Origin of the sequence: Agrobacterium sp. LAD9, assembly GCF_003031125.1 — a bacterium.
Taxonomy (GTDB): domain Bacteria; phylum Pseudomonadota; class Alphaproteobacteria; order Rhizobiales; family Rhizobiaceae; genus Agrobacterium; species Agrobacterium radiobacter.
The window spans coordinates 126,792-140,918 of sequence record NZ_PHGS01000019.1 but is presented as its reverse complement, the minus strand read 5'-3'; the positions used below and the strand labels follow the sequence as shown (position 1 = coordinate 140,918).

General features: G+C 57.6%; 13 protein-coding genes and 1 pseudogene. 11 read left to right on the top strand and 3 right to left on the bottom strand.

Annotated features, from left to right (window positions below):
* The first annotated feature begins 1 nt into the window (after position 1).
* Positions 2-862: a branched-chain amino acid ABC transporter permease gene (locus DA915_RS20555; RefSeq protein ID WP_107677137.1), complete on the top strand. Its 861-nt coding sequence runs from the start codon at positions 2-4 to the stop codon at positions 860-862.
* Positions 859-1,842 (top strand): branched-chain amino acid ABC transporter permease, encoded by a 984-nt coding sequence (locus DA915_RS20550; protein ID WP_107677136.1) that lies wholly within the window; start codon positions 859-861, stop codon positions 1,840-1,842. Before DA915_RS20555 ends, DA915_RS20550 begins: the two co-directional genes overlap by 4 nt.
* A 103-nt stretch (positions 1,843-1,945) precedes the next feature.
* Here the strand turns inward: DA915_RS20550 and DA915_RS20545 are convergent, their stop codons facing one another.
* Complete coding sequence (locus DA915_RS20545; protein ID WP_107677135.1) at positions 1,946-2,869, bottom strand: ketopantoate reductase family protein; 924 nt, start codon at positions 2,867-2,869, stop codon at positions 1,946-1,948.
* 229 nt (positions 2,870-3,098) lie between these two features.
* Here DA915_RS20545 and DA915_RS20540 point away from each other — a divergent pair, with 229 nt between their 5' ends.
* The 9 genes and pseudogenes from DA915_RS20540 (at position 3,099) to DA915_RS20500 (ending at position 12,127) form a co-directional block, all read left to right on the top strand.
* Positions 3,099-4,547 carry an aldehyde dehydrogenase gene (locus DA915_RS20540; protein ID WP_107677134.1) on the top strand — a complete coding sequence of 483 codons (1,449 nt, stop codon included), beginning with the start codon at positions 3,099-3,101 and terminating at the stop codon, positions 4,545-4,547.
* Between the two features lie 19 nt (positions 4,548-4,566).
* The gene (locus DA915_RS20535; protein ID WP_107677133.1) at positions 4,567-5,055 is read left to right on the top strand and encodes a MarR family winged helix-turn-helix transcriptional regulator; all 489 of its coding nucleotides are present in this window, start codon (positions 4,567-4,569) and stop codon (positions 5,053-5,055) included.
* 151 nt (positions 5,056-5,206) lie between these two features.
* Positions 5,207-6,250: a TRAP transporter substrate-binding protein gene (locus DA915_RS20530; RefSeq protein ID WP_107677132.1), complete on the top strand. Its 1,044-nt coding sequence runs from the start codon at positions 5,207-5,209 to the stop codon at positions 6,248-6,250.
* Positions 6,251-6,311: 61 nt separating this feature from the next.
* Positions 6,312-6,866, top strand: a complete 555-nt coding sequence (locus tag DA915_RS20525; protein WP_107677131.1) for a TRAP transporter small permease — start codon at positions 6,312-6,314, stop codon at positions 6,864-6,866.
* A 4-nt stretch (positions 6,867-6,870) separates the two neighbouring features.
* The gene (locus DA915_RS20520) at positions 6,871-8,169 is read left to right on the top strand and encodes a TRAP transporter large permease (protein ID WP_107677130.1); all 1,299 of its coding nucleotides are present in this window, start codon (positions 6,871-6,873) and stop codon (positions 8,167-8,169) included.
* 21 nt (positions 8,170-8,190) lie between these two features.
* Positions 8,191-9,903, top strand: a complete 1,713-nt coding sequence (locus DA915_RS20515; RefSeq protein WP_107677129.1) for a thiamine pyrophosphate-requiring protein — start codon at positions 8,191-8,193, stop codon at positions 9,901-9,903.
* Positions 9,903-11,036, top strand: a complete 1,134-nt coding sequence (locus DA915_RS20510; RefSeq protein ID WP_107677128.1) for an alpha-hydroxy-acid oxidizing protein — start codon at positions 9,903-9,905, stop codon at positions 11,034-11,036. Before DA915_RS20515 ends, DA915_RS20510 begins: the two co-directional genes overlap by 1 nt.
* Positions 11,037-11,119: 83 nt before the next feature.
* Positions 11,120-11,242, top strand: a pseudogene (locus DA915_RS20505) (IS481 family transposase); the annotation flags it as partial.
* A gap of 435 nt (positions 11,243-11,677) precedes the next feature.
* Positions 11,678-12,127, top strand: coding sequence for a hypothetical protein (locus DA915_RS20500; protein WP_153064585.1), 450 nt, complete (start codon positions 11,678-11,680; stop codon positions 12,125-12,127).
* Between the two features lie 811 nt (positions 12,128-12,938).
* Here the strand turns inward: DA915_RS20500 and DA915_RS20495 are convergent.
* Both DA915_RS20495 and DA915_RS20490 read right to left on the bottom strand, forming a co-directional pair.
* Positions 12,939-13,631, bottom strand: a complete 693-nt coding sequence (locus tag DA915_RS20495; protein ID WP_107677126.1) for a DUF4405 domain-containing protein — start codon at positions 13,629-13,631, stop codon at positions 12,939-12,941.
* Positions 13,628-14,101: a cytochrome P460 family protein gene (locus DA915_RS20490; protein ID WP_107677175.1), complete on the bottom strand. Its 474-nt coding sequence runs from the start codon at positions 14,099-14,101 to the stop codon at positions 13,628-13,630. The genes DA915_RS20495 and DA915_RS20490 overlap by 4 nt, the downstream gene beginning before the upstream one ends.
* Positions 14,102-14,127: the final 26 nt, after the last annotated feature.

Here is a 14,127-nt window from a genome sequence, read left to right as displayed (position 1 = left end):
TATGCTGGAAACCTTGATCAATGGCGCATTGGTCGGCGCACTTTATGGTCTTTACGGCCTCGGTCTGTCGCTTTGTCTCGGCCTCATGCGGCAGATCAATCTTGCGCACGGTGATTTCATCGTCTTCTCCGCCTTCCTAGCCTTGCAACTCATGACACATTTCGGGGTTCATCCCCTCCTGGCGCTGCCGGTGGTTGTGCCCGTTATGTTTGCGGTTGGCTGGGCCTTGCAGCGCTTCATCATCGAAAGGACGCTTGGGCGCGGCGAGATGCCACCTATTCTGGTGACGTTCGGGCTTTCTGTCATTCTCCAGAATGTCATGCTCGAACTTTTCAGCGCCGATACCAGGAGCCTTGATCCTGGCGTACTTGGAACCGCGGCAGTCAATTTCGGCTCGGTGGCGATCGGTGTCCTGCCACTTCTGACACTTGCGGTGTCGATCGTCATTTTTGCGCTCACGGCGGCTGTCTTCGGCGGTACGCGCTTCGGCCGGGCGGTTCGCGCGACATCGGACAATGAAGCCGTTGCACAGTTGATGGGGATTGGTACGCGGAAAGTCTTTGCCACTGCCATGGGCTTTGCGCTCGCCATCTCCGCCATCGCAGCGATCTTTTATGGCATGCGAGGCACTTTCGACCCGTCGACGGGTCCTGAACGCATGCTGTTTGCATTTGAAGCGGTGATTCTCGGCGGACTTGGTTCGATCTGGGGAACGCTTGCCGGCGGCATTATTCTGGGCATTGCCCAGGCGGCGGGCACCTTCATCACTCCGAGCCTCGGCCCACTTGTCGGCCACATCGTCTTCCTCATCGGCCTCTTGTTAATGCCGGGTGGCCTCTTCACTAAAAGGATACGTGTATGACGCTCGCTTCGCCTCTTGCCCGGTCTCTCGTGGCTGTAGGTTTTCTTGCCGCAGTGCTTGTTGCCATCCCATTTGCAGGCTCCCGATACGCCGTTTTGCTAACAACCGAAATAGCGGCGGTTCTGGCGATTGCTCTCATGTGGAACCTGCTTGCGGGCTTAGGCGGTATTGTCTTCATGGGTTTCCAGGTCTTCATCGGCATCGGTGGATACACGCTCTTTATCGCCGCCAACGGTTTCGGCATGTTGCCCTTTCCCTTCGTGTTGCTGTCCGCAATCGTCTGCGCAGGCTTTGCATTGCTGATCACACCTATCCTTTTTCGGCTGTCGGGCGCTCAGCTTGCCATAGGATCCTGGGTCATTTCCGAAGTCGTCAGACTGACCGTCTATCATACTGGCCTGCTCGGCGGCGGCGGCGGGATCGCGTTGACGGCTGTACGCGGCATTGATCGTTCCCTCAGGCTTTTTGCGACCTATGGTACAGCTGCCGTCATCTTGCTGATCGCGCTTCTGACCTGCGTCGGGCTGATGCGGAGCCGCTTCGGGCTGGCCTTACGAGCAATGAAGGACAGCCCGCTTGCCGCTGAAGCGATGGGCGTGACGATTCGCAAAACGCAAACCTATGTCCTGCTCATCGCAGCCGCAATCGGCGGTGCAGCCGGAGCCTGCTACTATATGGTTGCCCTGCAAGTGAGCCCGACTGCCGGTTTTTCAATGAACTGGATGGCTATCATACTCTTTGCGGTAATCCTCGGCGGGATCGGAACGCTCGAAGGCCCGATCGTTGGTGTGGCCGTTTACTTCTTCTTGCGCGAAACGATGGGCAATATCGGATCGCTCTACTTTATTATCCTCGGCGTCTTGGCGATCGGCGTGACATTGTTCGTGCCGGGTGGCGCGTGGGGACTGTTGAAGTCTCTGATCAAGATCGATCTGCTCCCCATCCGTCGCCAAATGCATGAGGCAGGGCGAAACGCTTGACCCTCCTATAATTCTCACCGAACTGGTCACCTCACTGATGCAGGCACGAGAATTGATTGGCCGGCGTTACGCATGGTGACCATGGGGGCGTCCCCTTCCGGCGTCAGAGGCGCGGCGTCTCCCCATCGACGATAGCCAGCAGACCGGCCAGCGTTGCCGTCACCGGGGTGGCGACGCCAAGTCCGGCACCTGCCTTGCTGACTGCCCCGGTAATTGTGTTTATCTCCATGCGTCGACCCGCAAGTCGGTCCTGCAACATGGATGGCTTGTGCTGTCGGTGATTGGCAAAGGCATGTTCCACCGACTGGCGAATATGATCCGCATTAACGGCGAGGCCCTTGGCCGTCGCAACCGCTACAACTTCGTCTAGAATCTTGAAGACGATCGCGCGGGATTCCTGCCGGTCGCCCATCTCGCCAACGGTCAATCCGGTAATGGCTGCGAGTGAGTTGAGGGCGGAATTGAAGGCGAGCTTTTCCCATATCGCCGCTTCAACGTCGGGATCGAGCTTGCAGTTGAGCCCGGCCTCGTCCAGAGCGCTGCCAATCGCTTCCAGCCTCTCCGACCCTTGGCCATTCGCAGCCCAAATCTTGATCTCACCTTCGCCAGGAACGTTGATAAAACCAGGCTCAATCAGCGTGGATGGCCAGTTGGTCATGCCCATGACGATGCGGTCGCGATCCACAAAGGGCTCAATTGCCTCGACGTTGCCAATCCCGTTCTGCACTGTCAGCGCCCAGGTGTCTGGACCGATCAGGTGTTTTGCGGATTCCATGGCAGATGTGGTGTGCATGCCTTTGGTAAAAACGATTAAGAGTTCAAAAGCATCCGTATAGCGATCTGCCGGTCCAACCGGAAGGCGATAGGACTTCTCCCCGAAAAGGCCGGATACCCGAAGCCCGCCGCCGTCAACCGCCTCGATCGTTGCCTGTGATACTTCGATCAAGGAGACGTCGTTATCCTGGTTTGCCAGGCGCGCGGCAAACAAGCCGCCCATGGCGCCAGCTCCAATTACGCCGATCTTCATGTCTCTCTCCCTGGTTGTGTGGATCCGGTCCAGTCATGTGTTCAATGACGTAGCTTTGCTGAATTAGTTTGTCATCCAATATTTGGATATCAAACTATCTTGCGCAAGCGGAATTTTCTGCATAAGCTTCTGTCAGGCAATAAGGGAGGCAGGCCGGCTGGAAGGGGATTGGTAACAGTTCCTGCCAGGAAACCGGCAGATCCAGAACCGCCTTCGGAGGAGGAAAACCATGGATGAGATTCAGCTGTTAATCGATAATGAGGACCGCGCAGCGCTTGCGGGCGGCGTTTATGAGCGCATCGATCCTGTAACCGGTAAGGTAGCGACCAAAGCAGCGGCAGGTCAGGTGGAAGACGCCAGATCCGCCGCAGACGCCGCTGCCGCTGCCTTCGCGCAGTGGTCGTCTACGGGGCCGGGCGAGCGACGCAAGCTGCTTCTGAAAGCTGCCGATGTCATGGATTCCAAGGCAGGCGAATTTATCCATCTGATGACGGCTGAAACTGGCGCCACGGCGCCCTGGGGTGGCTTCAACACCATGTTCGCTGCCAATATCCTGCGCGAGGCCGCAGCGATGACGACGCAGATCTCCGGTGAAATTATTCCGTCCGACAAGCCAGGGACAATCGCCATGGGCGTGCGTCAGCCCGCCGGTGTTTGCGTTGGCATCGCGCCTTGGAACGCACCTGTCATCCTCGGTACGCGTGCCATCGCCATGCCGTTGGCCTGCGGCAATACGGTCATTTTAAAGGCTTCCGAACTATGCCCGGGCACCCATCGCCTGATAGGGGAGGTGATGCGCGAAGCGGGCATTCCCAAGGGTGTCGTAAACATCGTTACGAATGCGCCTGAAGATGCAGCCAAGGTTGTGGAGGCATTGGTTGCCCATCCGGCCGTCAAGCGCATCAACTTTACCGGCTCAAGCCGCGTCGGCAAGATTATCGCCAAGCTTGCGGCCGAACATCTCAAGCCGGTTCTGCTGGAACTGGGCGGCAAGGCGCCATTCCTGGTTCTCGATGATGCGGATCTCGATGCGGCCGTCAATGCGGCGGCTTTCGGTGCCTACATGAACCAAGGCCAGATTTGCATGTCGACAGAGCGCATCATCGTCGACTCCAAAGTGGCAGACGCTTTCGTGGAAAAGCTTGCGGCCAAGGCGAGAGCGCTACCGGCCGGTGATCCGCGTGGTCACGTCGTTCTCGGCTCGCTCGTGACGCCTGAAGCGGCCGAACGGGTTCAGGAAATGGTCGACGACGCCGTCGCCAAGGGTGCGGCACTTGTGGCCGGAGGTAAGCGCAACGGTTCCATCATGGAAGCGACGCTTGTCGATCACGTAACGCCTGACATGCGAATCTATTCTGAAGAATCCTTCGGTCCCGCCAAGAGCGTGATCCGTGTCAACGGTGACGAGGAGGCGATCCGCGTTGCCAATGATACGGAATATGGTCTGTCGTCCGCCGTCTTCAGCCGGAATGTCGAGCGCGCCATGGCGGTCGCCCGGCGGATTGAAAGCGGAATCTGCCATATCAACGGTCCCACCGTCCATGACGAGGCGCAGATGCCGTTTGGCGGCGTCAAGGCTTCGGGTTACGGTCGGTTCGGCGGTCGTGCGGCGATTGCCGAGTTCACCGATCTGCGCTGGATAACGGTGGAAGACGCGCAGCAGCATTATCCGTTCTGACATATTCCGGAGAGCATTTGTGAGACCATCAGCCAAATCCGTCGAGGATGCCCTGAGCCAAAATGATAGCGACCTTCTCATTCCTGAAGCCTTCAGGGATGTCATAGGATATCACTTGCGCGTGGCCCAGGAAGTGTCGTTTCAGGCATTCAGCGCAATGCTGGAGAAGACGGATCTAAAGCCGGGTTGGTATTCGATCCTCACGATCCTTTCCGAATATGAGGAGTTGACCCCTTCAGAATTGAGCAAGGTATGCGGCCGCGACCGCTCCACCCTGACTTCAACGCTGAAGGGACTCTCCATTCGCGGCCTGATCGAACGGCGGCAAAATCCGGATGATCAGCGCAGCTACAGTGTCAGCCTTACCAAAGCCGGGCGCGAGATGTATTCGCGACTACATGCTTTCGCGCAGGAGCATGACCGTCGCCTCGATGAGATCGTCGGCAAGGACAAGGAGCTTCTGGTGGCAATTCTGGCGAGGATCGTCGGCTCATTCGGCAAGGGATAAAGCCAAGCCGGGGGCATCAGTCGGTTCTGGCCGCTGATCGCCGATAATTGGAAGACATTTTTATACACGGGATTTCCCGTTCAATTCGGTTTCCGAGGAGGAGCCGGAAACGCTAGCGGCTTGCCCGCATTTTTCAGCAAGGGAGGAAGACATGCTGAACCGAACCTTCAAAGGTGGCCTGATGGTCGCCGCATTGGGGATTGCATCCGTTACGGCGGCCGTGATCTCGCCCGCCGTCGCGGCAGATAATCCGATCAATCTGAAAATATCGCTTTGGGTTCCGCCAACCCATCCGCTCGTCAAATCGGCGCAGGAATGGGCAGACAGCATCACAAAGGATTCCGGCGGTACGATCACGTCGTCGATCTTCCCTGCCGAACAGCTCGGCAAGGCTTTCGACCACTATGACATGGTGCGCGATGGGATTGCTGATGTCGGTTATGTCAGCCCAGGCTACCAGCCCGGTCGCTTTCCCTTCATCAACGCCGCGCAGCTTCCGTTCACAGTGGCCAATGCCACTGGTGGGACGGCGGCGGTCGATAGCTGGTACCGCGAATATGCGCCCAAGGAGATGGCGGACACGCATTTCTGCCTCGCCTTCGTTCACGACCCGGGCACCCTGCATTCTGTCAAGAAAGTTGTGCTGCCCGAAGATTTCAAGGGACTAAAGGTTCGCCCGGCGCAGCAGACCATCGGCGAAATGGTGACGCTTCTTGGCGGAACGAACGTGCAGGCGTCTGCACCGGAATCGCGTGACGCCCTGGAACGCGGCATTGCCGATGCCATCACCTTTCCGTGGAACTCCGTGTTCCTGTTTGGGATAGACAAGGTCACGAAATATTCGATCGATGTTCCGCTCTATACCACGGCCTATACGTGGTCGATGAACAAGGACGTGTATGACAACGCGTCCGCCGATCAGAAGAAGGTGCTGGATGCCCATTGCAGCACCGAATGGGCGGTCAAATTGTCCTCCGCCTGGACCGCCTTTGAAAATGCCGGTCATGCCCGCATGAAGGCTGCTTCCGGTCACGAAGTGGTTGAGCTGACCCCGGAACAGCTTGAGGCATGGCGCAAGGCGGTGTCTCCGTTGCAGAGCAAATGGGAAAGCCAGGTGACGGCGAAGGGCGGGAACCCAGCTGAGGTTCTCGGGAAACTGAAGAAGAATCTCACCGACAACAAGGCAGCGTTCTGAGGCAGTTCCGGCCGGTCCCGCGCGGGGCCGGCCCATCGCTCACGGCAATTGGGAGGAAGCCATGACGCCTGAAACACATGAAAGCCCCGCAGCCACCGTTACGGAACCCAAGAACCACATGGACCGCTTCATTGCGGGCATAGAATGGATCGCGGCCGGTTTTGTCGGTCTGGTGGCCGCCGACATCTTCATATCGGTTATGCTCCGCTATTTCTTTTCCTATGCGATCCCGGACGGTTACGATTTCGGACGCATGTTTCTCGGCATTCTGATTTTCTGGGGTATCGCCGCTACCAGCTATCGTGGCGCCCATATCACCGTCGATCTCGTCTGGGAAAATGCCAGCCAGAAATACAAGCGCTGGATCGATGTTTTTGCGACGGTGGTGCTGCTGTTCGTCGTGACGGTGCAGACGATCATGCTGTTCGACAAGGTGGTCCAGACCCGAGCCCAGCACGTACTCACCTACGACCTTCAGCTTCCGGTTTGGCCTTTCTTTCTAATTGCCTGGCTTGGTGACGTTGCCGCTGTTCTGCTCATTGCGGTGCGCACCTTCCGTCTCGTGTTTTATCCGCAAAGCGTGAATGTGGATCACGCCGACAATCCGGTGGAGTGATGCCATGACACAGAATTTCGTAGCCGTAGCCGGATTTTTCGCGCTCTTTGCGCTGATGCTGTTGCGCGTTCCCGTTGGCATGGCCATGGGTCTTGTCGGTGTAACGGGCTTCGGCGTGATCGCGGGCTTTGGCCCGGCCCTGAAATTGATCGGCCAGACATCCATGCGTACCGTGACGGATTATACGTTCGGCGTCATTCCGATGTTTCTGCTGATGGGTGCGTTCGTTTCCAACTCCGGCATGAGCCGCGAGCTTTTCCGGGCGGCCAATACGTTCATCGGCCATCTCAAGGGCGGACTGGGCCTGGCAACGATCCTTGCCTGCGGCGGCTTTGCGGCAATTTCCGGCTCGTCGGTCGCGACTGCCGCCACCTTCTCGACAGTCGCCTATCCAGAAATGCGACGGCTGAAATATCCGGAAAGCTTCGCTGCCGGCACCATTGCCGCGGGCGGAACGCTGGGCGCAATGTTCCCGCCTTCGACCGTTCTCGTCGTCTACGGCATTATCACCGAGCAGGATATCAGCAAGCTTTTCATGGCAGGTCTGATCCCGGGCATCATTGCAATCCTGATGTATATGACGACCATCGTGATCATCGGTCTCGTACGCCCCAACCTGCTGCCTGCCGCCGCCAAGAGTTCATGGAAAGAACGGCTGGATGCCATCAAGGACATCTGGGCGCCGCTTACTCTCTTCTTTTTCGTCATCGGCGGTCTTTATGGTGGTCTCTTCACGCCCACTGAGGCGGGTGGCGTCGGCGCCGGCGGTGCTTTCATCATCGGTGTTCTGCGGCGCAGGCTCGACCGGGAAAAGATACTCAATTCGCTACTGCAGGCCACACGAACCGCAGCGGCCGTTTTCACAGTCCTGATCGGCGCCCTGATCTTCGGCTATTTCCTCACGATCACCGGGACGCCGCAAAAGGTGACAGCGTTTCTCGGTAGTCTTGGCCTGGGTCCGTACGGCGTCCTGGCATTGATTCTCTTGATGTATCTGATCCTGGGCTGCCTGATGGATGCGATGGCGATGATCATCCTGACAGTCCCGATCGTCTATCCGGTCATTCTCTCGCTTGGTTTCGACCCGATCTGGTTTGCTGTCATCATCGTCATGACGGTGGAACTCGGGCTTATCCACCCGCCGGTTGGCATGAACGTCTTCGTCATCAAGAGCGTTGTGCCGGAATTGACCTTTTCCCGAATTTTCAAGGGCGTGGCGCCGTTCATCGTCACCGACCTTATCCGCCTTGGGCTGCTGATCGCCTTTCCCATTCTGGCGACATGGCTTCCGGCCCATCTCTAAAATACGAAAGCGAGTCGATTCATGACGGATACCAAGCCTGCTACTATTACCGCCGGAGGCGCTCTGCTGGCGCGCCTGAAGGCTGTTGGCGTCGATTACATCTTCGCCAATTCCGGCACGGATTTCCCGCCAATCATCGAGGGGCTGGCGGAAGCGTCGGCCAAGCAGATACCATTGCCCAAGGCGATCGTCATTCCTCACGAAAATGCGGCCATGGGTATGGCGCACGGCTATTATCTGGCGACGGGACGCGCACAGGCGGTGATGGCGCATACCAATGTCGGTCTCGCCAACTGCGCTATTGGCGCGATCAATGCCGCGACCGAACACGTTCCGATGCTGCTTTTTTCCGGACGGACGCCCGTCGTGGAGAAGGGGCGGCTTGGTGCACGAACCGTACCGATCGGCTGGGGCCAGGAAATGCGCGATCAGGCCGCGATGATCCGCGAAACCGTTAAATGGGACTACGAGCTGAAATTCCCTGAACAGGCCGTGGACATCGTTGATCGCGCCTTCGCGGTTGCGAATTCCACGCCGCGTGGACCGGTTTATTTAAGCTTGCCGCGTGAGGTGCTCTGTGAGCCATGCCCTTCGGACCAACTCGAGGTGCCGGCAAAGATTGCCGCAGCCAGTGCAGGACCGCGCCGCGCCGACATCGAGGCGGCCGCGAGGCTCCTCAGCGAGGCAAAGAACCCGCTGATCATCGCGCAGCGCGGTGCAGGGTCGTCCGAAGGCTTTGCAACATTGTCGCGCCTCGCCGAAGATTGGGGCATTGCGATTTGCCAATATTGGGCGATCCAGCTTGCTGCGCCGACCGACCATCCGATGGCGGTGGGCGGCGACCCTGCTGACTGGCTCGCTGAGGCCGATCTCGTGCTGGTAATCGATAGCCTGGCGCCGTGGTCGCCGGACATTCACGAGCTGAAGCCGGGCTGCAAGGTCGTTCATATCGGCGAAGATCCGCTTTATGCGCGCTTTCCGGTGCGCAATTTCCCCTGCGATCTGGCACTTGTCGGCGATACGGCCGATGTCATCATTGAACTCGCTGGCGCCGTTTCCGGTTTCCTGCCGCAGACGGAAAAGGATCGCGATGCCCGCCGCGCCAAGGTCACGATCGCTTCCTCCAAGCGCCGCGCAATGATCCTCGAACGAGCCGCCGCAGGCCGTGGCCCCGTCATGACCAAGGCGTTTGTCAGTACCCGCCTCTCCAAGGCGATCGAGGGAATGGACGCGGCGGTGCTTTCAGAGCTTGGCGCGCCGCTCGAGGAACTGACATTGCGCTCGGCCGACACCTGGTTTCAGGAGCCGCATTCCGGCGGTCTAGGCTGGTGCTTTCCCGCGGCGCTCGGCATGAAACTCGCGCAGCCAGACAGGTTGATTGTCGCCACGATGGGGGACGGTTCCTACATGTTCTCCAACCCGGTTGCCTGCCATCAGATTGCGGAAGCGGCGGAGATCCCGCTGCTTATTCTGGTTCTTAACAATTCCGAATGGGGGGCGGTGCGCCAGTCCGTGCTCGGTGTTTATCCGGATGGTTATGCCTCGAAGGCAAACACCATGCCGCTGGTTTCGCTTGCGCCGACGCCTGATTTCACCAAGGTGGCTGCGGCAAGCCGTGCCTGGACCGCCAGGGTGGACCGCGCCGAGGATCTCGACACGGTTTTGGCAGCCGCGATCGAGCAGGTCTCGCTACACAGGACCCAGGCTCTCGTCGAAATCCGGATCGCACCCTGATGCGCCTTCTCAACGTCGAGGAATATAGGAAGGAGGCGCGGCGCCGGTTGCCGCGCTTTGTCTTTGACTATCTGGATGGCGGCGCGGAAGATGAGATCGCCCTCAAGGCAAACCGCAGCGCCTTCGAGGCGATTAAAATGACGCCGCGCCTGCTCAATGATGTCTCCGTTCGCGATCAGAGCGTCGACTGGTTCGGGCAACGCCTACCGATGCCGATCGTTATCGCACCAACCGGCCTTAACGGCCTTTACCGCCGCGACGGCGATATTTTGCTTGCCAAGGCTGCTTCCAGATTGGGTATCCCTTTCGCGCTGTCAACGGCCTCGAATAATTCCATTGAGGAGGTTGCCAAGGCGTCGAACGGCGATCTGTGGTTTCAGCTTTATGTGATGAACCGCGATTTCGCCGACCAATTGGTGGATCGGGCGCTTGCGGCGGACTTCAGCCATCTGGTTCTGACCGTGGATGTTGCGATGGGCGGCAAGCGGGAGCGTGATGAGCGGAACAATTTCGTGATGCCCTTCCGGTTTCGTCCCAGGACAATCGTCGATGTCCTTTGCCATCCGCGTTGGCTCTGGGATGTTGGCCGGCATGGCGCGCCATCAATGGCCAATCTCGCCACGGATACAGTCACAGATCCCAACACTCAGGCAGCACTGCTCTCCCGCAAGATGGATGCGAGCTTTGATTGGGACGATTTGAAACGTCTGCGTGATCGCTGGCCCCGTCGTCTTCTGGTGAAGGGGCTTTTAAACCCCGACGATGCTCAGCGTGCTGTCGGCCTCGGGGTTGATGCCGTTGTTGTCTCCAACCATGGCGGCCGCCAACTCGATATAGCGCCCCCACCTGTCGACGTTCTGCCTCGCTTCTCCAGTATCAACGCTCCGATCATTTTGGATAGCGGCATCCGGCGTGGCAGCGACATCGTGAAGGCAATCTCGTTGGGCGCGAGTGCGGTCATGATCGGCCGCGCCGCTTTGTTCGGTCTTGCTGTCGGCGGCGAGCAGGGGGTTGTTGACGTGCTGGAACTTCTAAGACGCGAGATTGACAGAACACAGGCCCTGTTAGGGGCGAGGAGGCTTGACCAATCAACTTCCGGTGCATTTTCGCCGGAGGCTGATAAGCCGCTCTAAGTGTGAGCTTTCAGCAGGTTATCCATTCGGAACGGATTTAGGAGACTGGAGTTACCACACTTCAGTTTTCAGGATCGCTCCGAATGAGCATTCACAAGAATGCACGACTGATACCATTGCGTCGAGAGGAAATGGCCTTGGCGGTGACCGTTGGCCAGTTGTCTCGAGCTCAGGCCGCGCGCGTCTATTGCGTCTCGCCGGAGCTGCCGATAGCAGCAAACGTTTCCATCAGAACTGCTTGAACCGACCATCTGTGATTGAGTATATCTGGAATATTTTTACCTTTAGTTGATATTGTTCGAAGGATTGAAGCAAACTGTTTAAGCTCAAAAGTTCGACCCATGGGCAGGTATAGATGGCGGAACCATTGTGCAAGAAGACGGGAGGTGCCGGTTATATGCGTCCCCCGAAGTCGAAATTCAGATCAATGAACTGTCGGCCGTCACCGAAGAAGAGCGTATCCGGCGTATCTCGATCCTGGATAATAAAGATCCGGACTATGTTCGCTCGGAGTGCGTACTGCATTTCCTTCGGAAGTTTAAGGGCAATTCGCCTCGGAATTACGAGAGGATTTGGAAGATTCTTTTCCTGCGTGTCAACAGGCACTGCCTGGCGGTTGGCGGCGCGAGACTGGACCGCTCGTGGAGATGGAAGAACGGGCGGCGTCCGCAGCGCTTGGCAGGTTCGCGGAGATACTGGCGCAAGACTACAACGGCTACGACGAACGCCTCGACTTTTTCGAGATAAAATTCACGGCTGCTTTAGCGGCTCTCCGGCGAACGGCGCTGTCTAAGGAATACAAGGAGAGCGGGCGCGAAACGGCTCTTCCCGATGATGCCGAGGCTATTGATAGAATCCAGACGTCGGAGCCCGGTTTTAATCCGTTTAACTCTGGAAAATATTCAGACCCGATATACCGAATTCGCATGCGGACTGCGATTAATGCTCTACCTGATGATCAGCGTCAGGTGCTGATACTTGATTGGGCGGGTGTGCCATTTACGTCAAGCGATCCAGCGGTCAGTACGATAGGCAGCATTGTAGGTTGCGGGGAGCAGACCGCCCGGCAGAAGCGCGATAGAAGCCCATAAGGCTGTGAGGATCGCGCTGGAGGGAGATGACCAATGAATAAATCCAACGCAACACCGAATGACGAGGAGGTCATGCTGGCCTTTTCGGTCGAACCAACCATAGCCCCGTTACGATTCAGCGCAACATTGAGAACTATCCACATCTCGCAAGCGAATTCCTCGACTTAGCCTTGGATTTGCGAATGTTGTCAGAGGAAGAACCTGTGACGTTGCAAGACGTTGGTTCGTCGGAGATCCAGCGGGCTTGGGACCAATTCAACAGGATGATTTCCGCCGAACGATCGGAGGTCATCGCAGAGCAGATCAAGCAAATCGAGGCTTCTCTAACGTCAATACAGATGCGGGAAATCGGGTTATTCTCTGAATAAATCTAATGCAAGTTCTGGTTTCCCGCTCGACCGTGAACGACTGCTTTAGCAACTTGGCTATCTAAACCGGACAGACCGTTCTCCGCCCCTTCCGCCGACGAGATTACTGTGCACAATCACCGTTTCTGATTAAAACGGAAACTGTCGATGCAGGGCAGACTTGAGGCTGAGAATTTACAAGTCTCCATGCAGTCAGGCCCCCGCAACCAAACCCTACCAAACATATCAAAGGGCTCCGAGACAACTCCGAGCCCTTTTTTGCGTCCGGAATATAAAAGCGGACCCGCTACGCACTTCCATATGCGAGTGAAGGCACGCGGGTGACAAGCGTTGGCAAGCTAGGTAGCCACGTCGGCCCTTGCGCTATCCTAATCAGGACCAATACCCAGCTGGCACTCCCGAAAGCGCACATAATAACCGATCGACGAAGCAGCAGGTTCGCGTCAAAGCAGACCTTGTGACGTACCTCGCTCTGGTCGCCGCGCCAGTCTGAGCCCATAATGCGTCCCGCATGCGAACATGCCAACGATGGCGCCATAATTGAGAAAGAACCCCAGTGACGCCTCGTTGAAATCCCACATGTCCAAGGAATACTGCAGCATCAGCTTTGTCCCCAACGCCATTTCGAAGCAGCTTTTCAAACCCCACGTGGCGATGAACAGTGCCATCAGCCGCAAGGCCGTCGTGCGGTAGATGTTCGGGCCCGAAATGCCGAACAGTTCTCGGCCGGCATTCATCACCACCTGCCATCGCGTCCCCAGATGTATCGCAATGATCAGCAGGACCCAGTATGCGGCGAACATGTGCATCTCCCGGACAGCAAAGGCTCCGTCGATTGCCATAAATGGGAAAATGTTCCGCGAAATCAGAAGGCTCGTGATGAGCATCACCGTCATGCCTATGGCGAGGCAGGCGATCGTCACCAGATTCACGAAGCGGACAGCATCCATCTTCCGCTTCGCCACGCCGCCGTACCAGCGTCTGTTGAACACGTTATGGACGATGACGAGCGCGAACAGCACTGTCCCGAACAGCTCGTGCGACAGGTTGTCGAGCCACCAATAGGCAAGGCACGCGATGATCAGGACAACCGCCAAGAGGTCCAGCAACAGGCGGATACGGAAGATCCTGCTCATTCAAACTCGAACCGGCGCATGTCGTTATAGGTGTAGAGAAAGTCCCTGTCCGAGCGCGACGTGTGGCACCGCTGGCAGCGCGCGGTGTTCTCTTCCGCATTGATCGTGCCATCAGGCTTGAACCACTGGAACTGCCAGTCGGCCGTGCGTCGGTTCTCGTCGTAGTCCTGTCCCCAGCCCTCACCTTTTTCCATGATGAAGTAGCGGAAGACCTTGCCGTCGCGGTAATCGACGAGCGCCACATGGGTGCCGTTTGGAATCGGCTCTCCGCGCTTGACGGCCTCGATCGCCTCGCGGGTCGTCATGATGTGCTCGGTCACCTCGCCCCGCTCGACGGTCGTGTAGTGAACAAGCTTGTCGATGTCAGGCATCGTAGCGCGCGTCGGTTCAGCGTGGACTTGCATCCCAACCAAGAGGACCATCAGTCCAGACAGAGCCGCACCACCTATGCCACCGATTATTTTCTTCATAGAAACCTCTTCGATCGACGTGGCAC

Coding starts and splice junctions, on each gene's coding strand:
- DA915_RS20525 (WP_107677131.1), top strand. CDS start 6,312: ATGACGCCTGAAACACATGAAAGCCCCGCAGCCACCGTTACGGAACCC.
- DA915_RS20530 (WP_107677132.1), top strand. CDS start 5,207: ATGCTGAACCGAACCTTCAAAGGTGGCCTGATGGTCGCCGCATTGGGG.
- DA915_RS20545 (WP_107677135.1), bottom strand. CDS start 2,869: ATGAAGATCGGCGTAATTGGAGCTGGCGCCATGGGCGGCTTGTTTGCC.
- DA915_RS20555 (WP_107677137.1), top strand. CDS start 2: ATGCTGGAAACCTTGATCAATGGCGCATTGGTCGGCGCACTTTATGGT.
- DA915_RS20515 (WP_107677129.1), top strand. CDS start 8,191: ATGACGGATACCAAGCCTGCTACTATTACCGCCGGAGGCGCTCTGCTG.
- DA915_RS20495 (WP_107677126.1), bottom strand. CDS start 13,631: ATGAGCAGGATCTTCCGTATCCGCCTGTTGCTGGACCTCTTGGCGGTT.
- DA915_RS20510 (WP_107677128.1), top strand. CDS start 9,903: ATGCGCCTTCTCAACGTCGAGGAATATAGGAAGGAGGCGCGGCGCCGG.
- DA915_RS20520 (WP_107677130.1), top strand. CDS start 6,871: ATGACACAGAATTTCGTAGCCGTAGCCGGATTTTTCGCGCTCTTTGCG.
- DA915_RS20550 (WP_107677136.1), top strand. CDS start 859: ATGACGCTCGCTTCGCCTCTTGCCCGGTCTCTCGTGGCTGTAGGTTTT.
- DA915_RS20540 (WP_107677134.1), top strand. CDS start 3,099: ATGGATGAGATTCAGCTGTTAATCGATAATGAGGACCGCGCAGCGCTT.
- DA915_RS20490 (WP_107677175.1), bottom strand. CDS start 14,101: ATGAAGAAAATAATCGGTGGCATAGGTGGTGCGGCTCTGTCTGGACTG.